Below are 22,403 nucleotides of genomic sequence, written 5' to 3'. Positions count from 1 at the left end.
CCGAGAGGGAAACGTTATTCGATAGAAAAGGTATAGAGAAGCAGGAGCCACTATGAAACTCACTAACCTGATGGCCGTCAAGTCCATCGTCTGTTTCGTGTTCGGAATCCCCATGCTGCTCGCACCCGTCCCGCTCCTCATCCTCTTCGGCATCACGTTGGATCCAGGGGGACGCCTGATCGCGCAACTCCTAGGCGCAATGGTCATCCTTCTCGGCACGTTGCTCTGGCTTGCCAGAAACGCCGACGCTTCCGATCCGGCCCTCCGGGCTATCGTTTTCGCCGTTGTCGTCGGGGACACAATCGGCTTTGTCGTCCTGCTGCTTGGCCAGCTTGCTGGCGTGACGAATGCACTCGGCTGGATCAATGTCGCGATCTGGCTGTTCTTTGCCTTGAGCTTCGGGTATTTCCAGTTTGCCCGGCCCGTCGCCCAGACGAAGACAAGCATCTCGTGAGCTATCTGTTTGCCACAACTGTCGTAGGGTTGGGATAAGGCCGAGAAATGATGCGTCAGCTCAATCAACAAACAGCGATCATCACGGGCGCCTCGCGCGGTATCGGCCGGGCGCTTGCCCTGGCGCTCGGGCGGGCCGGTGCGCAGCTCGTGCTGATCGCGCGCTCCTCGGCTAACCTGCACAGCGTTGCTGCTGAACTCAAACTGATCATCGACGCGAGCGGCACGCTCGGCCAGGTCGTTATTGCATCCCACCACCCGCTTGAGGCGCTCCCAATGAACGTGATGCACGTGTGCGAGCTGCATCGTTGTATGTGAAGCGTTGCCAGAGAGGGACTGGAGGTATTGATGCCTGAAGTCATTGGTAAAGACGGAGAGATTATCACAGCCCTACGTGAACTGTTGCGCAGTCGTTCTCAACAACGCTACCGGCGTACCAGCGTGCGCAATGATGTGATCCGTGGTAAGCCGATCACACGCGACACCCAGGTGCTACGACCCCAGTTGTACGTGGTCGGCGATAACCAAGAGGCAGTGGACTTTACACGCTCGACCTTCGTACGTAACCAGGGCAAAATCACCGTCAGGATCAGCAACCGGGGCGATAGTGCGAGTTATGGAACCGTGGTGAAACTGCGCGTCCGCGATCGGCAGACGGGCCAGACAAGCGAGGTGCGCCGGAAGATTTTGCCAGAAGTGCCTGCATGGCGGAGCCTGACGGAAGAGTTTCAACTGAAACTCCAGGATTACCCCAAGGGGCTGAGTTGGTACCAAGTCGTGGCGTTTGATCCGCTGTTCGACACTTTGCCGACCACCATGGTTGATGCCCTGAGGCCCGAGTTCAACCTCCTCTCCTATACGGGATTTGATCCCCGCTTCCACTGGGCGTGGCCCGCCCGCAATCTACACGACTTTTGGGAGGAGCATGATCTGGATAGCGCTTTTCGGGAAGGTGCGCCGACCCAAACGTGGCGAGGACCAAGCCTCTCGTTCCCCCTGTCGCTACCAGTCAACTGGAATCGATCGCGGCTCGATTTCGCGCACTACTTTGGAACCACCAATACTACGCCTGCACGCTCCCAGCTGAAGCAGCAGGTGAGTTTGGCGAACCTCGCGCCGCCGTTCTTGAACGCCCGCAGTGATCTGGTGGTTCATGCTTCGGGTCTAGCGCGGGTACAGGGCTCCGCATCGGCACTGGTCGGCCTGGAAATTCAGGGCACGGCCGGAACGATCAGCACCGAGCGGATCAACGTGGTGAATACGCCGAGTGGAACCTCTTGGGTCAACTGGTGGTTCAGCCGGCCACTTGACGGGAATGCCACGAGTGCGGTCATCCGGCTGATCGCTGACCGGGGTGCGCATGGGGTTGTGCAGTTCGATAATGTCCGCCTGTATGTGACCCACCGTAAGGTGTTCAGCAGTGCAAGCATCTGAAGCGGAGGTGACAGAGTGCCTAAGTACGCGATCCACAGCATCGTTGTTGATGAAGTCATTGCGAAGTTACGGGGCGCGGGTGGCGAGGCCACGCAGCTAGCCAGTTTGATGCAGCACTATCGTCCATACACGAACCTTGGGGCGGTCGGCCCGGATATGCTCTTCTTTGCACCTGACTATGGTCTCCTGCATCCCTTGTCGCCGCTGTATGACTACCTGCTCAGGCTGTTTCAGCTGGTCGAGGGGGTAGAAGCGGCGTTGGATCAAGCCGAGAAGGTGGTCAATCAAGCGCTCGAGTTCGTTGCTCTCGACGTACTCACCACGATCAACGACCAGCTGGAATCGATCGAGAATAACTTCGAGACGTTGCTCAACACGACCATTGCTGCGGGCCTGCTCGTCGGCCATTCCCCCCTCGACACCGCTCACGCTGAGGACGGGTCACTCTACAGCCCTTTTGTGCGGGTGTTGAACGAGATGTTTGAGAACTTTCTCAAGCCGCCGTGCCAAGACAACCGGGAAGAGCCCGACTGGTATTGGTTCGACATGCTGCACTACCGCAACACTGGGGATTTTGCCGCTCAGTTGGTGGCGTTAGCCACAACCGACGCGCAGAAGGCCTATGCAATGGGCTATCTGACGCACTACGCTACCGATTTGGTGGGCCACCCCTTTGTGAACCAGATCGTCGGTGCCCCGTATCGCCTAGCGGTGCAGCGCCACGTCACTGTCGAGAATTTTATGGACGCCTGGGAATATGCACAGGTGCATAGTAAGGACAAGCCGATCTATCAGCACCTGTTCGAGGATCTCCAGTTCGATACCTTCACTGAGCTCCCTGATGAGATCAACAACCTGTTGCGTCGAGCGTTCGCCGCAACCTACGGCAACAAACTGCACCCGCTGCGGATCAACACGGATGGGCGGCGACCAGCTAGTGAAGCTGGGTTCTTGAATGCACGTGATCTCAAGACGAGTTTCTTGTTGATGAAGCAGGCTCTCAAGTTAATCGGCGGTCAAGCTGACAACCGTCCGATCGAGCCATTTGCTGGCGCGTCCGAGATTCTCAGCGACCTGATGAGCGCTCTGAATGAGTTCCAGCCGATGCCTTCACCACCCGACCTCCTCCCCCCCAACCTGCTCCCCAATGCTCTGGGTGGTCCCGGATTTACGCTGGAAGCGCTCCTCGTGGGGCTCCAGAGTGCGGGACTATCGCTAGAGGCCTGGTCCGGTGCCTGGATGAGCTACCTCGCTGAAACCGTGGTGTGGGCCCTAGAGACGGCCCTGGTTCTGGTGCGTATGCTACGTGATCTCATCGCTCTGGGCAATTATATCGCCGTAGCCCCTCTGCTGGCTATCCTCTATGGGATCGACTTGGCGCTTTACCACATGCTCATGGGGATTCGCAAGATCTTGGTATGGAACGGGTTGGTCTATCCCGCACCTAGCGATCTCGACGATGCACTGTCCGCAAGCCTCTTTCAGATCTTTGATCCCGAGTTGCACTTCATGCCCGGCGTAACCAAGCGTGCCTATCCGATGGCGCGAAGCCAGCGTCAATCGCACCTCATCCCACCCAACTTCAATAACGAGTGTCGCAAGACAACCCCAGCTTTCCATACTGGTACCCCCAGCGCTCCGGCACGGCCGACGGCCTTTATCCGCGACGAGAGGTTTGATCCGTCGGCCCTGCACGCCTACGCGATGGCCGCTAGCCCCGCCGAGAGCCAAGCCTTACGCCAGGAAGGGCGCACGATTGGCAATGCCGTCGATCTATGTACATACCTCATTCAAAACACTTTTGGCCAGCAATCGCAACTACCCCAGGCCGTGCTCTATGCAAACTGGAATCTTGACGGCGACAGGGGGTACGCCGCCAAGTCCTGGGCCGGGATTTTGCCCCACGTTGTTGACCCCATTGTGCTTGGCAAACTGAGCTTCGTGCGGTCACAGCCGGGCCTCGTCGTCGGTGCAGACAATCCCCTCAGTATCGCCCAGGGGCTCCTTGGGATCGCTGACGACGGCAAGGCAACGTGCCGCAGCGAAAGCGATGATTACCAGCAGTTTGAGTTCAAAGCCAAGTTCGAAAGCTACAACGATCACCGTCGGCCTGAGCAACTGCGGGTGGCACCCCTGACGATTTCAGAGGCCGCCATCCCGCACCAGTTCGTTCGCCATCTCACCCGCAATCCCGATGATTGGCGTACAATCCTCAGCTTCCGACTGCGTGTCCGAGGGCGTACCCGACGCGAGAATGTGTACCACGTCAATGGCATCTTTACCCCCGCTTATAACGCTTTCTACGAGGCCGACAACCTTGAGCGTTTCTTTCGCCAGGGGGCGCGTGATCGGATCCGGGTACATACCGTACCGAACTGGAGCGACAATTTGCTCTTAATTCCTAAAATACAGGTCGAGCTTGGACGCAACCCTACCTCGACCGAGAATAGCCGCAGTGGCAGGTTTGACCCGATCCCGCTGCTCGATGTCTTCCAGGCGCTGAATGATAAGCGCTGGCCGTTCTTGGTTGTGTCGTCGTTGCTCAATGAGCCCAACTTTGCCAAGCTCGCTAGTGGTGAGGTGGCGATCCAAACCAGAGGCCCGATCGTTGTCCCATCCATTGGTAATCCGACCACGGTGGCGTTCTTGGCGCTGCTCTACGATGCCTTTAAGCAACAGCGACCGCTCGGACTGATCGGCTACAGTCAGGGAAGCCAAATCATTTTCAACGCGGTGCTCGCCTTTGCCCTCCAAGGCCACGAGGAACGTAACTTCCTGCAACAGCAGGTCAAAATCTTCTTCGTCGCTCCGATGGTCGATCAGCATTCACGAACGTGGTTGGCGCGAGTTGTCCTTGGCTACGACCAGATCATTGTGCCAGGCGATCCGGTTCCAGGGTTGGTGGGCAACTTCCCCCTGGTGGTGCCGACGCCGATTACGGCGGAAGTACTGCACAACGTGGCCCGTGACTTGGCGGCGTTGGACGCAGAGTTACACAACCCTCACGTCAATTTTCCCCTCATCCAACGAGGCACTCCGAATCATCAGGGGTTCTTTTAGCTCATCGTTGGAGAAAAATGGATGAATCAACATCTGCACCCTCGGTTCACTCATTTTTAAGGAGGAGTGAATGAGCGACCCGTCACCCAACCAGTTACTGAAAGAAGAATACTTTTATCTTCAGAAGACGGTGGAGGATTTCGATCAGCGGTCGATTGGCATCAAAAATTGGAGTGTGACGTTCAGCTTCGCGGCGATCACCGGCGCATTTGTGAGCAAAGCACCCCTGGTCTTTCTGGTTGCAGCCGGCGCCGCGCTCGGGTTCTGGATTATTGACGCGCTCTGGAAGACGTTTCAGCAGTCGTACTACGGGCGAATTGAGGCGATAGAAGCGCACTTTGTGAGTGCCGACCAGAGTATTCGCCCCCTTCAGATTACCCGGTTTTGGGTGCGCTCATGGCGACAGAGCGGTACAAAGAGTATTGGACGCCATTTTCTCTGGCCCGCAGTGGCCTTGCCGCATGTGCTGGTCATCATAGTCGGGATCACGCTATACCTGTCTTGGTAATCGATGACGTGTGGTCGCAGATGATTTGGAGCGCGTCTGCTTCAGGCACGCTCGGTGTTTTGCTGTACTATGCGCTCATTGCGTGCCTTAATACTAGGGCGATTGCATCTTACATTCCGAGCACCGCCCGCGCATCGGCGAAGAGGGCCTGGACATCGGCATACAGAGTCGGCTGATTGGCCTTCAATGCGAGCACGTCGTGACCCTGTCTATCACGAATCTCCGCCGCAATCGCGGTCTGACCGCCCATCGCATCCAGGGTTACGGTACCGCCGCGCACGTCAAGCAGGTTAAGCAATTGGGAGATCGCCGTCAACTTATTCGATGGGTCGTCCACCGCAATGTGGCCCAACACCACGTGGTTTTCTGTTGCCCAAGCGCTGACGAGGTGCAGCGCGGCCTTCCCGTTGGGTCGGTCGTGACTGCCCCGATGGGTCTTAACCATCAATCGCAATCACGTTTGTTCGCACCGTTTGGACGGCCTTGATCCACGGCAGAACGCGCTGCTGAAACTGCTCTGGGTCGATGCGCGCAAACACCCGTCCAAACGTAGTGTGGGAAGGAATGCCGTTGGGAAGTCCCAGACATTCCTTCAGCCACGCCTCGTTGCTCGTGCCAAACTCCGCGACACCGACCCAGTCATCGGCACCACCGATCACGGCACAAAGCGTGATGATGATGCTATCGAGCAGGTTGTGCGCCTTGGTGCGCTCGATCCGTGGGTCGTTGACGGTTGCAAAAGAAGACGCCAAGGCAAGCTCTCGAACTGGAGGCATGCGAAACCTCCAAACACCATGCGGATTCGTCTGGCCGTATCATGCCGCATTCCGTGCCCGAAGCGCAATGAAGATGCAATCGCCCTGGGGGGTGATGTGCCAACACCGCAACACACGCGTTCGTGTGCTACCAGACCACGCGACGCTCAATGAGGCGGTTGAATGGTACCTCGCCGATGCCTGTAGCCTCGGTCGTGCCGCTGAACTGGCGGGCACCACCCGTTGGGATCTGCTCGACGCGCTCCAGGTGCGCGGCGTGATGCAGCGCCCTGGTGAAGATCGTTCCGCCGATGAGCTTGATGATCGTGCCGAGCGTTTGGTGCGCCAGGGGCTGCTGTGACGGTTCACCCTTGGCCTGGGAGCAAGGGCGTCCCGCCTTCGCTCCCAGGCTTGCATGTTACGCCACATGTGAAAACGTACGGGCTGCTGCGAGCATCGTCAGGGACACGAACATGCTCAGTTCGCTTGATGCTGCCGACGCCGTTGCGGTGCTGCAGCGGTTGTTTGTTTGCTCCAGGGGCGAATGCGAAGCGATTGATCGTGCTCAGCAATGATCAGCGCGCCGTGCGCTACGGCCAGGCCAAGGGGATCGAGGTGGTTGATCGACCAGCGATCCTGCGCCTCTTTTGGACGCAGCAGATCATCACCCCTGCCGACGTGGCGGCGATCATCACGCGGATGGCGCAGGTCGAGCGGCTGACAGCGTCGACGGAGACCGTCGCGTTTCTGACCCTGCGCGGTGAGACCGTCGCGGTGATGACCGTGCCTGCCGCGCAGATTCGCCCAATCGGGATCAACGCGATCGCCCACGTGCAGGCACTGGCGGCGGCCTGACGTCCGCTGCGTCGTCCTCGCTTGGCCTCAGAGGTCATCCGGGTCTCTCCTGCCGTTGCGTTCCTTCCTCCCCACCCCCTCCTTCGCTCTAGACTAGGTTCATCAGCATCTGCTGCGTTCCTGGTGTCCGGTGAAGGAGGTGGTGCCGTTGTTGTCATAAGCTCCGCTCGTTCGCGTCGGTTGCCCGTGATTCGTTGGACCCCCTATGTGCTAGACTACCCTTGGACACCATGCTCCCAAAAACCCGTTGCATGCAGGGCGGTACGAGAGGATCGTTGTGATGACGACCCACTGCCCTGAACAGCCAGCTCCCGCCGCCGAAACGCTTGACGTTGACGACCCAGACGACCCCACTCGCAGGGCGGCCAGCCCTGCGACCAGGACAGTCCTTCCCGACGCGGCAGGGCTGGTCGTCACCATTCCATCATTGTTTCAGGAGAGCTGCAATGTCTCGAGTCCCCGCGCCTACCAAGCCTGGTCGCATCGAAGGTATGCCCTGTGTCTTTCCCAACGCCGCGGGTCTCGATATCGGCGGCACCGAGATTGTGGCTGTGGTTGCGCCCGATCGCTGTGCTGAGCCCGTACGAGTTTTCGGTACGTTTCCTCCTCACCTCCACGCCCTGGTCGACTGGCTGGTCTCGCTGGGTATTGACACCGTGGCACGTGAGTCGACCGGGGTCGCCTGGGTGCCCATCGACGAATTGCTGGAGCAGCGGGGCATCACGCCCTATCTGGTCAACGGTCGCCACGTCACGATGGTGCCGGGGTGTAAGAGCGACTGGAACGACGCTCAGTGGCGACAGAAGCTCCATGCCCTTGGGCTGCTCCAGACCTCGTTCCGGCCTGACGTGGCGATCTGTGCCTTCCGCCTCCTCGTTTGACGCCTACTTCAGGGCGATGCGGGCGCGCAAGGGGCCGCAGCAGGCCACCGCGGCGACAGCCCACAAGCTCGCGCGCACGGTCTATTCCATGCTGCTGCGCGGTGAGCCGTTCTGTGAGGAGAGCACGGACGCCTACGAGGAGCAGCACAACGAGTTACTGAGCGAGGAGTCGATCATCCCCCGCATACCGCTGGAACCAGTTGGTCACCCAGGACGGCGACGCGCTGGAAGTCCAGTACCGCCATACGCTAGAGAACCTGGGTAGCGAACCGGGACTCATCGGCACCATCTTCAAAAAGGCGCAGAACAAGCTCACCGATCCGGCCAAGCTCAAGCGCATCGTCTCGCTGATTGCCAGCGAAGGCCCGTGGATCGGCATCGGCGTGGACGTAAAAGGCCAGATTTACGAGGGCCTACTGGAAAAAACGCCGCCGAGGTAAAGTCCGGCGCGGGCCAGTACTTTACCCCGCGTCCGGTGATCGAGGCGATCGTCGCATGCGTCCGTCCCAAAATCGGCGAGACCGTGTGCGACCCCGCGTGCGGCACCGGCGGCTTTCTGCTCGCCGCCTACGAATATATGAAGAGCCAGTCCCACGACAAAGAAAGGATGACGACGAACTGAGGGTCGAGGGCCATCGCTAGCGTGGCGACGTGCAGGCCGAGGGCGCACGCCTGAAAGTCGAAGATCAAGGTACGCATCAGTCGATTGCTGGAGCAGGTTGGTCGACACGGACGACGGCCCACTGTGATGGGCAGGTCGCATCACGCGCAGCCGCTTCAGGCCACGCACATGACGACGACGCGCACAACGCGCAATGCGAAGGGCCGGGGGAAGAGAAAGCAGAGACGGATGTCGCGTTCAATGAGCGTAAGGCGACCGCAGCCTGCAACCTCTGGCGAGCCCTGAGCGTCTGAACCGATGTATGCCGATCATGTTCAAAAACCTGCGCCGCCTCATCGTTGTGGGCCTCGGGTTGAGCCTGCTTATTCCGCTCGTCGCCCTGAGCTACAGCCATCTCGCAACAGCCCCGTTCCGCGTCACCACGCCGACCGACGCACCCCCAACGCGGGTCGCGGTCGTCTTTGGGGCGGGCGTTCGCGGTGATCGCCCGACGCGCATCCTGGCCGAACGCATTGAGGGCGCGGTCAACCTCTACCACCTCGGGCGGGTGGAGAAGCTTCTCATGACGGGCGACAACAGCCACGCCACGTATGACGAGGTGACCGTGATGGCCCGCTATGCTGCGAGTCTCGGCGTACCGATGCGCGACATCACCCTCGACTACGCGGGCTTCTCGACCTACGAGTCGTGCTATCGGCTCCAGCCGATCTTCGGGGTTGAGCAGGCCGTGCTCGTCAGCCAACGCTACCATATGCCCCGCGCCGTCTATACCTGTCGTGCCTTAGGGGTAGATGCCGTTGGCGTTGGCGTCCCGGATTGGGGCCGGTATGCACCGCCCGTGCTGGCTCAGTACACAGCGCGCGAAGCCTTGGCGACGGTGAAAGCCCTGCTTGATGTCCATGTCACACGGCCACGCCCAACCTTCCTCGGGCCATACGAAGGCATCGAGTAAGGCCCCGCTCAGGTGGATCATCACCATACCCTTGATTGATGTGGTCTTCGCTCAAGCCGTCTACGTACGCGAACCAGGCAGCTTGTTCGAGCTGCCAACGGTTCTTCAGCGCCGCCACATCGTCAACATCGTCGGCCTGCAGGATAACATCCCCGTCTTGAGCTTGCAATACCATACGCCAGCCGTACTCGGTATCGAGCGTATGCACGAGCATACCGCGCACGCTCCCCCAGCCGGAATCCGGGGTATGTTCGCGGGTAAACTCGTTCGCTGAAATACGCTCGCATGCGGCAAGGATGCGGTTGTTTGCCCAAAAATTGAAGTGGATCAACGTAACGATTGCACTCTTGTTCATTGCCCGCCTTACTTCTTGTTCGAGCCACTCAACCACGCCGCTGCGAATAACAATTTCAATCTGGACATCCCACTGGTCGGCATCAAACTGCTCGTACCATATCTATTTTAGTACAAATTTCTCCACTCCCATCAAGGTTTGGGTTGCCATTCGCTGTTGCAGCTTTGTTGCAGCTTTGTTGTAGCTTTGTTGCAGCTTTGTTGCATGCAACAAAGCTGCAACAGTGGGGTATGCTAGGTGGGAAGATGCGCTCGCGCAGCGTGGCTATGATTGGCAGAGCAAGCCGCGGGACCCCCCCCAGGCCAACTGCCTCTTCTTTAGTGAGACAAACTTCAACGTGTGTGGCCGCTTCGCTGAGGTCTATCGGGCCAACGGCCTCAACCTTGATGCGCGGCGGGGCTTTAGCCTTGAAGAGAGCAAGGCGCTCTTTGGCGTCCCGCTCACCGGGTTGATCACCGAGCGGTTAAGCGACGGGCGCGAGTACCAAGTGCAGTACTTCGAGCGGGCGCGCTTTGAGTGGCACCCCGAAAATGCCCGGCCCTACGACGTGCTCTTGGGCCTGCTGGGGCGCGAGGTGCGCGGGGCACGGTAGACGGCCATAAGGCAAAGAATTTCACCCAATTCGGGGGCGTCGGGGGTGGGCCGTCCGCAGGCGATGCACAATCACCATCACCTGTTGCCAACTTTCAGATCGCGCCGAATGCCCGTCTTTTCCAGGCAATGAAAGCGCGGAAGAACCGAAGCGAAAGAAAAGCTGATGGTGGGGAACCTTTCGATCAGCGAAGTCGTTCACATGGTGGGTTTCGCCAGTCAGAGTCACTTGACACGGCATGTGCGCAAAGCGTTCGGGGTGACGCCGGGTGCGCTGGTGCCAAAGCGCAAGAACCGCTGGTGGAACAACCCTGCCGGCGCAAGCCAGTTTAGCTTCGCCAATCTGGTACCGCCGCTTCACGGTACAGCAACTGAAGCTACCTGTTTCGTATCGAAGAGGGTGCCATGAACCGGATAGTCCCGACCATTACGGAGTCCGCGGATGAACTGAAGATCTTGCTGAAGGCTGAGGATGACGTCAAGCCGGCTATCTCCAACCGCTGCTATCGCTTGCTGTTCCTGTTGCCGCTCCTCGTATTGACCGGATGTATCGGGTTCTTTGAGCGCCCACCGCAGGTCAGACAGGTCGCGCTCGCCGATCTGAACGGCGACGGCGCACAGGATATCGTCGTGGCAAACGGTCGTTTTGGCGAGCCGTACACGTTTCCCAGTGAAATCCAGTATCAGATCTTGTACAACGACGGCGCCGGCAACTTCACCGCCAGCGCACGCCTGCCGGTCGAGATGAGCTTCGGCGCCCTGGCGCTTGGCGATGTTGATGGAGATCAGTTCATCGACGCCGTGTTTCTGCCCAACCCCACGATCATTGTGAATGATGGCGCAGGGACGTTGGCGCACCCGCATGCCGTCGAACATGAGGGCTGGATCAGCGGTGGAGTCGCCCTTGCCGATCTGAATGGGAATGGCCGCCTGGACATCTTTGTCGCCAACTGCTGCGGTGGGGTCAGCTTTCCTGCTGCCGGTGCCCCCGTCCGCTTGATCCCGGAGAACATGGTGTTCTTCAATGCTGGGAACGGCGCCTTCCACGACTCCGGTCAGCGCCTGGGACACGCGGGGAGTACGGCGGTCGCCCTGGGCGATCTGAACGGCGACGGCAGCCCCGACGCCTTTGTCGCCAACGGGTTGACGTTCCTCCAGATTCACGGCGACCCCGTGTGGGAAACGCCCAACGAGGTCTGGTTCAACGACGGCGACGGCATGTTTACCGATAGCCTGCAAGCGTTAGGGCAGCGTGAGAGTTGGGCCGTGGCGCTCGGGGATGTCAACGGAAACGGATTCCTGGACGCCGTGGTCGGCAACGCCGGCCCCGATGAGATCTGGATCAATGATGGGCAGGGCTTCTTTACGTTGCTTGGCGAAGTGAACAATGGCCCAACCCGGCAGGTGTTCCTCGTCGATCTTGATGGCGACGACGTCCTGGATCTGGTGACGGCCGGCAACACCCGCGCACGCGTCTGGCGCAATGACGGCCAGGGGCAGTTGCGCGAAATTCGTTCGCGCATTCGGTACAGCGCCAATGACGCGGTAGGCGTGGGCGATGTGGATGGTGATGGCCTGCCGGACATTGTGGTCGCGGATGTGCGCGGCTGCCAGGTCTGGTTTAATCAGGGCGATGGGCGTTTTCAGACCCGCCGCGATGCCCGTTGTGGTCGCTAATGGGAGTCGGTTTGGCTATAACGAAAGGATTTTGATCTAGACAGCTTCTTAGGCAGATTATCATCAATTTCCTTCTCGCGCACCGTAATCTCAGTGACCAGATCGTGACCAGCACGGCGGGTAAGCACGGCTTTGCGCCGCGATCACACGACCTCAGCGCCATCGGCATCACGCAGATAGGTCGTATTGCCGCGCCGGTCATGGCCTACTCGCAGAATTGCAGATCTTGGCGAGTGCGCGTGGGCGTCAAACTCACCGACGAAGTTCGTCACCCGCGTGCAAGCCGCTTCGGTCGCCCCTCGCTTTACGGATGCTCGCCTTTAGGTGCGAAAGCCCAGCGCGTTCACGCCTGGGATGAAGCACCCTGCTTGAGCGGCTTTCGCTCATGTGTTGCACCAAGCACGTATCCATGGTACACTTGTTCGTCATGAGGTGTGCGCATCTCATGCACGTTTCCAACTGAGTTTTGGGCGTTCCGACGAAGAATCCATCGTCGGGTAAAAAGCTCATGGTCATGTGGCGCGCTGGTTCGGCGGAAGGGGCCAACCTGAGAGTCAGCACAGACAAGCGCATCGAAGAGGCCACACCCCACCCATGTTCTCTTCGGAGGAGGCAGTCTCTGAAGCCCAAGCGTTTACGCTTGGGAGCCGTCACTTCATTACCAGAACTGGACATGGAGCACGCTGCGTCAGGGCCAGACTCACACTGCCCAAGATCCGATCGCGCCACGGGTGCTCGCCGTGCGATCCGATCACAAGCAAGGTGGCACCCCATTGCTCGATCTGTTCAAGGATAGCTTCGTCAGGACGGCCTTCAAGCACGGCCATTTCAACCTCGATGATCCCCATGCCACGCAGGCGCTCGCGTACCTGATCGACGCAGGCGGCGGCTTCCTGGCGTCTGGCTAACAAGGCATAATGGAGGTAGGGCTCGCTCATCGCAACTGGTGGGGCTGCGGCAACGTTCAACACCAGGACATGCGCGGCGTAACAATGCGCTAATGAGGCGACATAGTCGACTGCTCGCTCGCATACTGGCGAACCGTCGGTCGCGAAGGCTATACGTTCAAACATCGTGAACCTCCTCACAGGTCTGGGGCAATGCACACGATCAGATGCGGCGAGGGTTCCATCCAGGCAACCCTCACCGTATCAGGTCTCGGATGGTTGCTCAAAGCGGTTCTGATTCTTCCGGCGCGCCTCGGCTTGCAGGTCGGCGACCCGGTCGGTTTCGTCCACAATTTCGCCGGTGAGCACCTCAAGCACATCTTCAAGCGAGACCACGCCGGCAAGGCCGCCATACTCATCAATGACGACCGAGAGGTGCTGACGCGTCTGGCGGAAGACTTCCAGCAGTTTGTCGGCCCGCATGCTGGCGGGCACGAAGTTTGCCGGGCGCATCAGTTCTGCGACGACCTGCTGTTCCTGCCCAGCTAACAACGCCGCGAGCAGTTCACTCCGTAACGCGATGCCACGCACTTCGTCAATGGAATCACCGATGACAACCAGCCGCGAATGTTCAGCATTCAGCATCGTTTCGCGTGCCTCAGCAAGCGTATCGTCGGCGAGGAGATAGGTGATACTGACCCGCGGGGTCATAATATGGCCGGCGACCGTATCGTTGAGACGGAAGACGCGCTCGATCATCTCTGACTCGTCACGCTCGATGACCCCTTCCTGCTGACCGATCCGCGCCAGCAGGCGAATTTCGGCTTCGTTCGTCGTGGGTGCCTGGTTCGTGCTGACAATCGGGGCAACGATGCGTTCGATGAGCCAGACAATCGGCGTAAAGAGGATCGTCAAGAACTGGACAGGCCTGGCCACGATTGGCGCGATCGTCGCGGCATAGCGCTCGCCAAGCGTCTTTGGGATGATCTCACTAAAGATGATCACGGCGAGCGTGAGTGACGTTGAAAAGACGCCAATCCACTGGCTGCCAAAGACTTCGGTCGCCAGATTACCGATCAGCAGGCTCCCGCCGATATTCGCGATATTGTTCAGCACCACAATCGTGCTGATCGGACGTGCCATGTTTTCGCGGATCTGCAACAAGGTTTTTGCTGCGGCCCCGCCGCCTTCGGCGAGTTGGCGAACCCGTACCATGCTGACCGAGAAGAGCGCCGCTTCGGCCCCAGAACAAACGGCTGAGACGCTCAGCGTCAGGAAGATGATGAAAAAGAGTAAACTCATATGTATTGATAGGCACCGTAGCTCTGCAAAAAGAAGATCCTTTAAACCAGTGTTACTTAGCGGCGATGCTCACCCCGGCGGTGGTGTCTCGCGCTCACATTGCGGAACATCGGTCTCATCTGCGCACGCGTGCGTTGAATTTGCCGATACGCGAACTGTGCGACACGCCCAATCATTCCAGGACGTTGGCCCAGGCGACGCAGGTGCAAGCGCAACAAGACCCAACTCCGGCGGATCAAACGATGCCGTCGCCCAACGAGCAGGACACCAAGGACGAAGAACGGGATGCCTGGCCCTGGTAAGATCATGCCCAGCATGCCAATGATGATCAACAACCAACCTACGATCTGGCGAAGCACCAACCAGGCCTGATAAAGGTTGAAGCTGAATAGCCGATGCGCGAGAACAAGTACCATGGCAGCGAGCAAGCTGCTTAATACGACAAGAGTAGCATCAAAAAACGGATCGAAAAAAATACGCACTGTGTTGAACTCAGCCACCATCCAGCGACTCTGCATACTTCATATGATACCAACAAAAGCTTTCACCGTGATGAATACGACGTAACAAGAAGCTAACAGGGGGGCATGCTATACTTGATTCCGATGCAACCGTAAAACAAGGCTTCAGGGAGCTTTCCAGTTGACGCCGTTGCGCCGTGGCGTCAAAATAGCCACCTTCTTTGCAAGGTAGTGGGTCTAAAAGGAGAAGGGTAATGACGACGATCCTGGTGGTTGACGACGACTTAAAGATTGCCCGCGTCGTAAGTCGAGGGTTACGCTTTGAAGGCTTCGCGGTTCATACGGCGGTCAATGGTCCAGAAGCCTTGCGCATCGCACGCGACGATCCGCCGGATTTGGTCATTCTTGACGTGATGCTGCCTGACATTGATGGCCTGGAAGTCTGTCGGCGGTTGCGACGCGGGACAAACACGCCTATCCTTATGCTCACAGCCCGTGATTCGGTGCCGGATCGGGTGGCAGGGTTGAACAGTGGTGCCGACGATTACCTGGTCAAACCGTTTGACTTCGACGAACTACTGGCTCGCGTCCGTGCTCTACTCCGCCGCACTCAGCCTGCCTCGGCAGACCTGCTCGTCTTTGCTGACCTACGCCTGAATGGTGCGACCTACGAGGCTTTCCGGGGCGAGCGACGGCTCGATTTGACGGCCCGAGAATTCGCTGTCCTGCACATTCTCATGCGCTCACCACGTCATGTCCTGACGCGTGAACAGATCATGGAGCGTGTCTGGGGCAACTATGACGTTGAAAGCAACGTGGTCGAAGTCTATATCGCACGTCTACGGGATAAGCTCGAGAGCAATCACGAGCCACGCCTCATTCACACTATGCGTGGGGTTGGCTACAGCCTACGCGAGGAAGCCCTATGAAGCGCCCTGCCTCGCTCCGCCTCCGGCTCACGATCCTGGTCACGGTGCTGACGGGAGCGGCCATTTGTTTGTTTGCCCTGATTTTCTACCTGATCTTGCAGGCCAACCTGCTTGCTGAGATTGATGTGCGGCTCCAAGAGCGGGCAGCGTTGGTGCGCGAGGAGTTGATTGCGGCCAAACTGTCGGGGGCGAGCACCAACCTGCCCAATCTGCCGCCCCTGGTCGAGTTCAGCGCCCCTGGCATCTACGTGGAACTGCGTGCGCCGTCTGGCGATCTGCTCGCCTCTTCACCGAATCTGGGCGCGGATCGCCTGCCAGAGGCGTTGCCGTTGCTCGCCACGGCCCTGGAAGGCCCCCAGGTCATTGAAACTGTCCAGGCCGGCGATCACGAAGATCTGCGGTTACTCGTTACCCGTGCGCCAGCCACGCTTGCACCGGATGCATTGCTGCTCGTCGCCGAGTCGCTTGAACCAATTGAACGTACGCTGGCGCAAGCGCGGATCCTGCTGCTGATCTGCGGCATCGGAGCATTGCTGTTTGCTGCCAGCAGCGCTGCCGTCTTGACGGGCATCGCCCTCGCACCAATGGCGCGCCTGACCCGCACGGCGGCCTCGATTGCCGCGACTGGCGACTACCACGAGCGGCTGCCTGATCCTGCGCGCCGCGATGAGGTCGGCCAGCTTGCGGCAACAATCAATGATCTTGTTACAACCGTCGAGTCGACCCTGGAACAGCAGCGTCGCCTCCTGGCTGACACGTCGCACGAACTGCGCTCGCCCCTGACTGTGGTACTGGCGAACCTCGCTTTGTTGCGGCGCGACCTCGCACCCGCCGAACGCCAACTGTGCCTCGATGAGGCGAGCGATGAAGCGCAGCGCATGCGCCGCCTGGTCAATGATTTGTTGCTCCTTGCGCAGGCCGATGCCACGCAGGTGATTGCGCGTGCCTCCGTGACCCTGGACACGCTGGTGGCCGAACTGACGATAACCAGTGCACGGCTGTTCGCGACCCACTGCTTTACCCCCGTCATCGCGCCCGGCCTCGTGATCGAGGGTGATCGCGAGCGTTTGACCCAGGCCTTGCGCAACCTGATCGAGAATGCTGTCCGCTATACGCCGCCCGGCACAGAGGTGACCGTACACTTGGAAGCGCTTGCCAACGATATGGCCGCCATCACCGTCATTGATAACGGCCCAGGCATTGCGCCCGAACATCTACCGCATCTATGGGATCGTTTCTATCGGGTCGAACAGACACGTTCGCGCACCACCGGTGGGATGGGCCTGGGCCTGGCGATTGTGAAGTACATTGTCGAAGCGCACGGCGGCAGCGTCGCGGTACAGAGTTGGGTGGGTCAGGGTTCCGCCTTTCGTATGCAGCTACCGCTTGCGATCGGGGCCTCGGCTAGCCATTAAGACCATTTCAAAGAAGCGCACGCGAAGGCGCGAAGAGGTACGCACCTCCGCGAAAACCCTTGCGCCCTTGCGCCGTTGCGTCAAAGAAGCGCACGCGAAGAGGTGCGCACCTCTAGGTTTTGTTGGTCAGCAAGATACGGTCAATGCGCCGTCCGTCCATATCGACGACCTCGAACCGCCAGCGATCCCAGTCCACATAATCGCCTGTGGTAGGAATCTGGCCGAGCAATGTGATGACCAGGCCAGCGAGCGTATCATAACGATAGATCGCTTCGTCCGGCAGGTCTTCAACCTCCAGGAGTACTTTCAGATCATCAGTTGGGAGGCGCCCATCAATGAGCCATGAACCATCCTCGCGGCGCACAATGAATTCGGGTTCAGGTTCATCAAATTCATCTTCAATGTTGCCCACAATCTCTTCGAGCACATCTTCCAGCGTGACGAGGCCTTCCACGCCACCTTCTTCGCCTACAACAATTGCCATGTGCCGCTGCTGTTTCCGAAACGTCGCCAGGAGTTGGGTCGCCAGACTATGTTCAGCGACATAGAGGGGCGAACTGATGACGCTCTGCACCAGCGCATCTTCGCCTTCGCGGTGATAGAGCATCAGCAGATCACGGACATGAACGATGCCAATGATCTGGTCAGGTGTATCCTGATAGATCGGAAAGCGCGAGTAGCCCTCCTCCAGCACTTGATGCATGATCTGACCCAGGGTTGCCTCAGCCTCGATCATAACAATATCGCGCCGCGGGGTCATAATCTGACGCACTTGCTGATCGCTAAACTCGAAAATACTCTCAATGAGTTGCTGTTCGTGCAACGTGACCTCGCCCCCCGACGTACCTTCACGAACCAGGGCCTGAATATCTTCTTCCGTCACCTGCGCCGGGCGGGTCTTATCGAGACCGAGGAGGCGCAGTACCAGTTGGGTGGAGAAGGCCAGCAGGCTGACTACTGGGCTACTCAGCCGGGCAATGAAGGTCATTGGGGTGGCAATCAGCATGGCATACTGCTCAGCCTTGAGCAACGCAAGCCGTTTGGGCACCAGTTCGCCAAAAACCAGGGTGAAGAAAGTTATCACCAGAACGACAATGCCAAACGCGAGTTGGGTCGCATACGGGCCAACCACAGGCAGGCTACTTAGCAACGGCGACAGACGAGCGGCAAGGCTGGCACCGCCAAACGCGCCGGTGAGAATACCAATCAGCGTAATGCCAACCTGGACGGCAGAGAGAAAGCGATTAGGATCGTCTTGTAACCGGAGGGCCGCCGTCGCCCCGACACTTCCATCGGCAGCGTGTTGCTCCAACCGTCCCCGTTTTGCCCCCAGGATGGCTAATTCTGTGCCTGCAAAGATTCCATTGGCCAGAATCAATACCAGGATGATGATGATTTCAAAGGTCATACTGATCGCGCTACCTTCTGTTGTGTGATGCTAAGGGCATCTGGAGCGGATGTCACCAGCGTGTCGGTTGATCCTCATCCAAGCCAAACGCAATGGCTACAGTTATGGTATCAGAAGAACGGCTTGGGCGCTATCAGTAGTTTGTGACGTACGTTTTTTGCTCTCGGTAGTGGCTTCGACAAGCTCAGCCAACGGCGGACGATGGGCGTGGCGAACGGACAGAGGCTGAGCCTGTCGAAGCCCCCGTTGGGATCAAGAAACTTAGGTTACAGACTAATCAGTAGTCTGCCAACAAAGTGTTCGGACTTTCCTGGGAGCGCGGGCGGGACGCCCGCGCTCCCAGGTATAATGAAAGCATGTTTCAGAAGGTTTTGCATACGCTCTTTTTGTCATCTTTACTCTGACCCCGATGTGGGACACGATGTTTGGTGACCCCAATTCAATTGAAGGAGTTGAGTGACGATGGCAAGCGATTCAGGCGATGTGGCTGATACGAGAAGAACGGTGACGGACGTACCGACGGTACCATCACCGCGCCAGTACGACGACCCGCAGCGCTGGTGGATTCTGGCGGCTTGCTGCACGGTCGCCTTTGCCCTGCAAGCCGAGCCATTTTTATGGATGATTGGCTACGAGATTCCTTCGTCGGCCTTCGGGACAGGCTGGAACGAGTACCGTATTCTCGCCAGTCTGGGTGTCTTGCTCTTTGTGGCCTTCCAAATTATCGGCGGCGTCCTGGGTGATCTGCTTGGCCGACGCAAGATCCTGCTGATCGGCGCGGTGGGGGCGACGCTCTTCAACCTATTCTCGCTGCTCGCCCCCAATTTGCTGGCGCTCACCCTCTTACGGGCGATGGTTGGCGTGATGGGTGCCCTGGCTTTTCCGCTTACCTTGGCGCTGATCCGCCTGACCTTTGAGGGTACCGAGCGCACGCGGGCGCTGGTGATTTACACCTTTGTGACGGGTGTGGGGGTGCTGGCGAGTCTGCTTGGCATTCCGTTTGAGTATTGGTGGGGCTGGCGTGCGGCGCTCGTCTTGCCGATCGTTGTCGGTGCGGTAGGCCTCTACCTTGCCTGGCGTTATGTTCCAGAAAGCCGTGCCCAGGGCGGCTTCGGGCGTTTCGAAGCGCTCACCGCTGCGGCATGGGCGATGGTTTTTCTGGCCGCCATGTTTGGCCTCGTGATGGCCCGCCTTAGCGGCACCTGGTTCAACCCGATCACCGTCACGGCGGGCGTTTTCAGTGCGCTCGGCTTGCTGCTGCTGATCGTCTGGACCCAATTTGCCCGTCGGCAGAACCTCTTTCGTGGTGCGGCGAACGAGGTTCCGCGCCACTTCCTGTCGCTGTTGCTGCTCGTCTCGGCGGCTCTCAGCTTTGGCTTGGTGGGCTATGCCCAGATGTTGTACGGCTTCTTTTTCACTGCACGGCAGCTTCCGGGTTTCATTGCTGGGGTCGCACTAGCACCGGTCTTCCTCGGGAATCTCTTCATCCTACGTTGGGCCGCCCGCTTTACCACCAGTCAGCCGGCCTATGTATCGGTGGGCGGCGGCCTGGCGGCGATGGGCGTGGCGATGTTGCTCACCGCGCTGGCGCGCCCGAATACGCCCTACCTGTTCATTATCCCGATGATGATGCTGTTCGGCATCGGCTTCCTGATCGCCTCGGCCTCGTGGGCCTACTTCTTCTTTGCGGCCCTGCCAGCCGACCTGATCGGCCTCAGTTCAGGGCTCAACCGGGCTGCCGGGCTCATCGGCAGTGGCCTGTCTGGCGTATTGCTCGCTACCGTCCTGGCGTTGAGCGGAACTGCCGACTTCAAGCTGCGCATGGTCGATCTGACGCTGACCCCGCAGCAGCAAGCCGTCGCGCTGCAAGCCGTTGATACGGCTCTTCGCCAGGGGATCACCGCCGACGACATTGCCCAGGCACCGGGCGCAATCGTCGGTCTTGGGCTAATGGCGGCGTACCGCGAAGCCTTTAGTGTTGGCGTCGCCTCGGCCCTGGTGCTGGCAGGTGCCGTCAGCCTGGCCGTTGCTGCCGTCGCGTGGTTCTGGTTGCGTGGCGTTAAGCGTGCTGAGGAGGCAGCCCTAAAAACTTAATGCGTATACCAGTGAAAACGGCCAACGAAGTTGGCCGTTTTCACTGGTATACGCATGCTTTTTAGGGTCGGCGAATGGCCCTACCGGGTCTTTCGCCGACCGAACATCCATCCCCAGGCATGCGCGGCAAGGCTGAGCTGGCCGAGGGCAAAGAGTACCAGCAGGGCGCTGATGGTGGTTGTACTCACCGTTGACCAGAAGGTGAGGGCCTGGCGAACATCGATCAGCGCCAATTGAACGGTGCTGGTGCGCTCCCTGCCTTCAGCCAGCGTGGCGCGCACCTGGTTCAGGCGTTCTTCGAGCCGGTCGGTGGCAGACAGGAGGAGCACGTTATCGCGCGTTTCGATGGCCGTACGCACAAGACGGGTCTGATCGCGGGCGGCAGTGATCTCGCCATCAAGGGTCGTCAGCGGATTGGTAAGGGTGGGCACGTCGAGAAAGGGCAACTGGTTGAGTTGCTCGATGCGCTGGTTAAAGCGCTCTAGGCCCTCACGAAGGCGTTGGGCACGCGAGGTGAGTTGTTCCAGCGCAGGTTGCAGTTCCTCAGTAACGACTTGCTGCATTTGTTGCGCCACTGGCCCATTGGCCCGTTCGGTACGAAGGAACGCCAAACTGGTTTGCACCAAACGGAGCCTCTCTTCTACCTCAGCAACATTACTGTCAAGGGTGTCCATTGTCTGAATCGCCAGATCGAGGTAGTCGGTGATGACATCGACCATCGCAAGTGTCGTCTCATCGACGGTAGCTTTGGCGATCCAGGCCCCGATCGTCCCGGTCGCAGCGAGCAGGAAGGTCAGCAGCGCAAGGACGAAAAGAACGCCTGCGAAGAATCTGCGCAACAGTGTCATAGTTCTCCTTTTGTGGAATCGTCCCCCCTCAAAGGGTTTCGCCTGCGTGATCACAGGCGATCCCATACGCTCGACCGCCGTGGGACGAGCGATCTCCGTCACTGGTGGTCGGCGAGCCAGGCGACAACCTGCCCTGCATGGGTGTCGGGCGGGAAAATTGGGTAGAAGACGTGCTCGATCACTCCGTCGTGCAACACGAGGGTCAGGCGTTTGATCAGGCGCATCCCGTCGACGGTGAAGGTGGGCAACCGCAAGGCGGTGGTCAAGCGGAGCTCGGCGTCGCTGAGGATGGCGAAGGGCAGATGCAGCCGCACCGCAAACTCCTGCTGATACGCGGTGTCCTGGGTGCTCAGGCCGAAGACTGTCGTACCCAGAGCGCGAAGCTCGGCATGGTGATCCCGGAAGCCACATGCCTCTGGGGTGCAGCCGCGAGCACCGGAGATAGTGTCCCAGTCGGTAGGGAGCGCTTGGCCGGGCACGCCGGTGCGCGGGTAGCAATAGACGAGCGTGCGACTGGGCAGTGCGGCAAGGTTGACCGTGGTTCCATCGGTCGCGGTGAGCGCAAGTGATGGGACGGCACAGCCGACAAGGTGGGCGCATGCACCGTCGTCCTCGGGAACGGGCAGGTCGGCGGGGAGTTGCTCAAAGCTGGTGGGTTGGCTCACGACATGGCTCTCCTGACAAAATGGCGGCTTGCTGAGATTGTACCATTGCCCCGCACCGCCGCGCATACGTTGCCCGGTGACATTGGCAGGGCGATTGCATCTTCCGTGTATGCACCTCGCCAAGGGCACCCGCAAGGGCACCCGCAAGGGCACCCGCAAGGGGTGCCCCTACACCGGGCCCGACCCCCGGCCCGGTAGGGGCACCCCTTGCGGGTGCCCGCCGCTTGCGGGTGCCCGCCCCTTGCGGGTGC

Annotated in this window: 25 protein-coding genes and 1 pseudogene; 17 read left to right on the top strand and 9 right to left on the bottom strand. The window is 59.3% G+C overall.

Features of this window, described 5'->3' with window-relative positions:
* Positions 1–52 precede the first annotated feature (52 nt).
* From A9Q02_RS14160 to A9Q02_RS14140, 5 genes are all read left to right on the top strand, one after another.
* Entirely contained in the window at positions 53–454 is a 402-nt protein-coding gene (locus A9Q02_RS14160; protein WP_097653739.1) for a hypothetical protein, read from the top strand.
* 47 nt (positions 455–501) lie between these two features.
* The gene (locus tag A9Q02_RS14155; RefSeq protein WP_245860551.1) at positions 502–771 is read left to right on the top strand and encodes an SDR family NAD(P)-dependent oxidoreductase; all 270 of its coding nucleotides are present in this window, start codon (positions 502–504) and stop codon (positions 769–771) included.
* A gap of 30 nt (positions 772–801) precedes the next feature.
* Positions 802–1,887, top strand: coding sequence for a hypothetical protein (locus tag A9Q02_RS14150; protein WP_097653737.1), 1,086 nt, complete (start codon positions 802–804; stop codon positions 1,885–1,887).
* Positions 1,888–1,902: 15 nt separating this feature from the next.
* Positions 1,903–4,947 carry a zinc dependent phospholipase C family protein gene (locus tag A9Q02_RS14145; protein ID WP_097653736.1) on the top strand — a complete coding sequence of 1,015 codons (3,045 nt, stop codon included), beginning with the start codon at positions 1,903–1,905 and terminating at the stop codon, positions 4,945–4,947.
* Between the two features lie 70 nt (positions 4,948–5,017).
* A complete protein-coding gene (locus tag A9Q02_RS14140) occupies positions 5,018–5,455 on the top strand; it encodes a hypothetical protein (protein ID WP_097653735.1) in 438 nt (145 codons plus the stop codon).
* Between the two features lie 109 nt (positions 5,456–5,564).
* On the opposite strand, the gene A9Q02_RS25070 is transcribed toward A9Q02_RS14140, so the two are convergent.
* Together A9Q02_RS25070 and A9Q02_RS25065 are read right to left on the bottom strand one after the other, a co-directional pair.
* Positions 5,565–5,900, bottom strand: a complete 336-nt coding sequence (locus A9Q02_RS25070; protein ID WP_097653734.1) for an ISAs1 family transposase — start codon at positions 5,898–5,900, stop codon at positions 5,565–5,567.
* Positions 5,893–6,231 (bottom strand): ISAs1 family transposase, encoded by a 339-nt coding sequence (locus tag A9Q02_RS25065; RefSeq protein ID WP_097653733.1) that lies wholly within the window; start codon positions 6,229–6,231, stop codon positions 5,893–5,895. The genes A9Q02_RS25070 and A9Q02_RS25065 overlap by 8 nt, the downstream gene beginning before the upstream one ends.
* A 73-nt stretch (positions 6,232–6,304) precedes the next feature.
* Between A9Q02_RS25065 and A9Q02_RS24280 the strand changes: the two genes are divergently transcribed.
* The 6 genes from A9Q02_RS24280 (at position 6,305) to A9Q02_RS14100 (ending at position 9,520) form a co-directional block, all read left to right on the top strand.
* Positions 6,305–6,571 carry a UPF0175 family protein gene (locus A9Q02_RS24280; RefSeq protein WP_097653732.1) on the top strand — a complete coding sequence of 89 codons (267 nt, stop codon included), beginning with the start codon at positions 6,305–6,307 and terminating at the stop codon, positions 6,569–6,571.
* Between the two features lie 164 nt (positions 6,572–6,735).
* Positions 6,736–7,065 carry a hypothetical protein gene (locus tag A9Q02_RS14120; RefSeq protein ID WP_141508920.1) on the top strand — a complete coding sequence of 110 codons (330 nt, stop codon included), beginning with the start codon at positions 6,736–6,738 and terminating at the stop codon, positions 7,063–7,065.
* 446 nt (positions 7,066–7,511) lie between these two features.
* The gene (locus A9Q02_RS14115; protein WP_097653730.1) at positions 7,512–7,946 is read left to right on the top strand and encodes a hypothetical protein; all 435 of its coding nucleotides are present in this window, start codon (positions 7,512–7,514) and stop codon (positions 7,944–7,946) included.
* 200 nt (positions 7,947–8,146) lie between these two features.
* Entirely contained in the window at positions 8,147–8,386 is a 240-nt protein-coding gene (locus A9Q02_RS25420; RefSeq protein ID WP_216361523.1) for a hypothetical protein, read from the top strand.
* Complete coding sequence (locus tag A9Q02_RS25215) at positions 8,314–8,568, top strand: HsdM family class I SAM-dependent methyltransferase (RefSeq protein ID WP_216361522.1); 255 nt, start codon at positions 8,314–8,316, stop codon at positions 8,566–8,568. Before A9Q02_RS25420 ends, A9Q02_RS25215 begins: the two co-directional genes overlap by 73 nt.
* 310 nt (positions 8,569–8,878) lie before the next feature.
* A complete protein-coding gene (locus tag A9Q02_RS14100; RefSeq protein WP_205712668.1) occupies positions 8,879–9,520 on the top strand; it encodes a SanA/YdcF family protein in 642 nt (213 codons plus the stop codon).
* On the opposite strand, the gene A9Q02_RS14095 is transcribed toward A9Q02_RS14100, so the two are convergent.
* Positions 9,471–9,875, bottom strand: a complete 405-nt coding sequence (locus A9Q02_RS14095; RefSeq protein ID WP_097653727.1) for a DinB family protein — start codon at positions 9,873–9,875, stop codon at positions 9,471–9,473. The two genes, A9Q02_RS14100 and A9Q02_RS14095, sit on opposite strands and share 50 nt — an antisense overlap.
* Positions 9,876–10,098: 223 nt before the next feature.
* Here A9Q02_RS14095 and A9Q02_RS14090 point away from each other — a divergent pair, with 223 nt between their 5' ends.
* From A9Q02_RS14090 to A9Q02_RS14080, 3 genes and pseudogenes are all read left to right on the top strand, one after another.
* Positions 10,099–10,467: a hypothetical protein gene (locus tag A9Q02_RS14090; RefSeq protein ID WP_097653726.1), complete on the top strand. Its 369-nt coding sequence runs from the start codon at positions 10,099–10,101 to the stop codon at positions 10,465–10,467.
* Between the two features lie 159 nt (positions 10,468–10,626).
* Positions 10,627–10,875: pseudogene (locus A9Q02_RS25210) on the top strand (helix-turn-helix domain-containing protein); the annotation flags it as partial.
* Positions 10,872–12,143 (top strand): FG-GAP repeat domain-containing protein, encoded by a 1,272-nt coding sequence (locus tag A9Q02_RS14080; protein WP_097653724.1) that lies wholly within the window; start codon positions 10,872–10,874, stop codon positions 12,141–12,143. The pseudogene A9Q02_RS25210 and the gene A9Q02_RS14080, both read left to right, overlap by 4 nt.
* Positions 12,144–12,793: 650 nt before the next feature.
* Here A9Q02_RS14080 and A9Q02_RS14075 read toward each other — a convergent pair.
* From A9Q02_RS14075 to A9Q02_RS14065, 3 genes are all read right to left on the bottom strand, one after another.
* Positions 12,794–13,216, bottom strand: coding sequence for a universal stress protein (locus A9Q02_RS14075; RefSeq protein WP_097653723.1), 423 nt, complete (start codon positions 13,214–13,216; stop codon positions 12,794–12,796).
* A 78-nt stretch (positions 13,217–13,294) separates the two neighbouring features.
* Positions 13,295–14,332 carry a hemolysin family protein gene (locus A9Q02_RS14070; RefSeq protein WP_097653722.1) on the bottom strand — a complete coding sequence of 346 codons (1,038 nt, stop codon included), beginning with the start codon at positions 14,330–14,332 and terminating at the stop codon, positions 13,295–13,297.
* Between the two features lie 56 nt (positions 14,333–14,388).
* A complete protein-coding gene (locus A9Q02_RS14065) occupies positions 14,389–14,850 on the bottom strand; it encodes a hypothetical protein (protein ID WP_097653721.1) in 462 nt (153 codons plus the stop codon).
* Positions 14,851–15,047: 197 nt separating this feature from the next.
* Between A9Q02_RS14065 and A9Q02_RS14060 the strand changes: the two genes are divergently transcribed.
* Both A9Q02_RS14060 and A9Q02_RS14055 read left to right on the top strand, forming a co-directional pair.
* A complete protein-coding gene (locus A9Q02_RS14060; RefSeq protein ID WP_097653720.1) occupies positions 15,048–15,722 on the top strand; it encodes a response regulator transcription factor in 675 nt (224 codons plus the stop codon).
* Positions 15,719–17,137: a sensor histidine kinase gene (locus A9Q02_RS14055; RefSeq protein WP_097653719.1), complete on the top strand. Its 1,419-nt coding sequence runs from the start codon at positions 15,719–15,721 to the stop codon at positions 17,135–17,137. Before A9Q02_RS14060 ends, A9Q02_RS14055 begins: the two co-directional genes overlap by 4 nt.
* 112 nt (positions 17,138–17,249) lie before the next feature.
* On the opposite strand, the gene A9Q02_RS14050 is transcribed toward A9Q02_RS14055, so the two are convergent.
* Entirely contained in the window at positions 17,250–18,545 is a 1,296-nt protein-coding gene (locus A9Q02_RS14050; RefSeq protein ID WP_097653718.1) for a hemolysin family protein, read from the bottom strand.
* Positions 18,546–19,007: 462 nt separating this feature from the next.
* On the opposite strand from A9Q02_RS14050, the gene A9Q02_RS14045 reads away from it, so the two are divergent.
* Positions 19,008–20,639, top strand: a complete 1,632-nt coding sequence (locus A9Q02_RS14045) for an MFS transporter (protein WP_097653717.1) — start codon at positions 19,008–19,010, stop codon at positions 20,637–20,639.
* A gap of 80 nt (positions 20,640–20,719) precedes the next feature.
* Here A9Q02_RS14045 and A9Q02_RS14040 read toward each other — a convergent pair whose 3' ends face one another.
* Entirely contained in the window at positions 20,720–21,487 is a 768-nt protein-coding gene (locus A9Q02_RS14040; RefSeq protein WP_097653716.1) for an AAA family ATPase, read from the bottom strand.
* Between the two features lie 98 nt (positions 21,488–21,585).
* Positions 21,586–22,152 (bottom strand): peroxiredoxin, encoded by a 567-nt coding sequence (locus tag A9Q02_RS14035; RefSeq protein WP_216361521.1) that lies wholly within the window; start codon positions 22,150–22,152, stop codon positions 21,586–21,588.
* Positions 22,153–22,403: the final 251 nt, after the last annotated feature.

This window comes from Candidatus Chloroploca asiatica, assembly GCF_002532075.1.
GTDB classification, from domain to species: domain Bacteria; phylum Chloroflexota; class Chloroflexia; order Chloroflexales; family Chloroflexaceae; genus Chloroploca; species Chloroploca asiatica.
The sequence above is the reverse complement of the archived record's forward strand: the minus strand, read 5'-3'. Positions and strand labels throughout refer to the sequence as shown.

Coding starts and splice junctions, on each gene's coding strand:
- A9Q02_RS14160 (WP_097653739.1), top strand. CDS start 53: ATGAAACTCACTAACCTGATGGCCGTCAAGTCCATCGTCTGTTTCGTG.
- A9Q02_RS14155 (WP_245860551.1), top strand. CDS start 502: ATGATGCGTCAGCTCAATCAACAAACAGCGATCATCACGGGCGCCTCG.
- A9Q02_RS14150 (WP_097653737.1), top strand. CDS start 802: ATGCCTGAAGTCATTGGTAAAGACGGAGAGATTATCACAGCCCTACGT.
- A9Q02_RS14140 (WP_097653735.1), top strand. CDS start 5,018: ATGAGCGACCCGTCACCCAACCAGTTACTGAAAGAAGAATACTTTTAT.
- A9Q02_RS25070 (WP_097653734.1), bottom strand. CDS start 5,900: ATGGTTAAGACCCATCGGGGCAGTCACGACCGACCCAACGGGAAGGCC.
- A9Q02_RS25065 (WP_097653733.1), bottom strand. CDS start 6,231: ATGCCTCCAGTTCGAGAGCTTGCCTTGGCGTCTTCTTTTGCAACCGTC.
- A9Q02_RS24280 (WP_097653732.1), top strand. CDS start 6,305: ATGCAATCGCCCTGGGGGGTGATGTGCCAACACCGCAACACACGCGTT.
- A9Q02_RS14115 (WP_097653730.1), top strand. CDS start 7,512: ATGTCTCGAGTCCCCGCGCCTACCAAGCCTGGTCGCATCGAAGGTATG.
- A9Q02_RS14100 (WP_205712668.1), top strand. CDS start 8,879: ATGTTCAAAAACCTGCGCCGCCTCATCGTTGTGGGCCTCGGGTTGAGC.
- A9Q02_RS14095 (WP_097653727.1), bottom strand. CDS start 9,875: ATGAACAAGAGTGCAATCGTTACGTTGATCCACTTCAATTTTTGGGCA.
- A9Q02_RS14080 (WP_097653724.1), top strand. CDS start 10,872: ATGAACCGGATAGTCCCGACCATTACGGAGTCCGCGGATGAACTGAAG.
- A9Q02_RS14075 (WP_097653723.1), bottom strand. CDS start 13,216: ATGTTTGAACGTATAGCCTTCGCGACCGACGGTTCGCCAGTATGCGAG.
- A9Q02_RS14070 (WP_097653722.1), bottom strand. CDS start 14,332: ATGAGTTTACTCTTTTTCATCATCTTCCTGACGCTGAGCGTCTCAGCC.
- A9Q02_RS14065 (WP_097653721.1), bottom strand. CDS start 14,850: ATGCAGAGTCGCTGGATGGTGGCTGAGTTCAACACAGTGCGTATTTTT.
- A9Q02_RS14060 (WP_097653720.1), top strand. CDS start 15,048: ATGACGACGATCCTGGTGGTTGACGACGACTTAAAGATTGCCCGCGTC.
- A9Q02_RS14055 (WP_097653719.1), top strand. CDS start 15,719: ATGAAGCGCCCTGCCTCGCTCCGCCTCCGGCTCACGATCCTGGTCACG.
- A9Q02_RS14050 (WP_097653718.1), bottom strand. CDS start 18,545: ATGACCTTTGAAATCATCATCATCCTGGTATTGATTCTGGCCAATGGA.
- A9Q02_RS14045 (WP_097653717.1), top strand. CDS start 19,008: ATGGCAAGCGATTCAGGCGATGTGGCTGATACGAGAAGAACGGTGACG.
- A9Q02_RS14040 (WP_097653716.1), bottom strand. CDS start 21,487: ATGACACTGTTGCGCAGATTCTTCGCAGGCGTTCTTTTCGTCCTTGCG.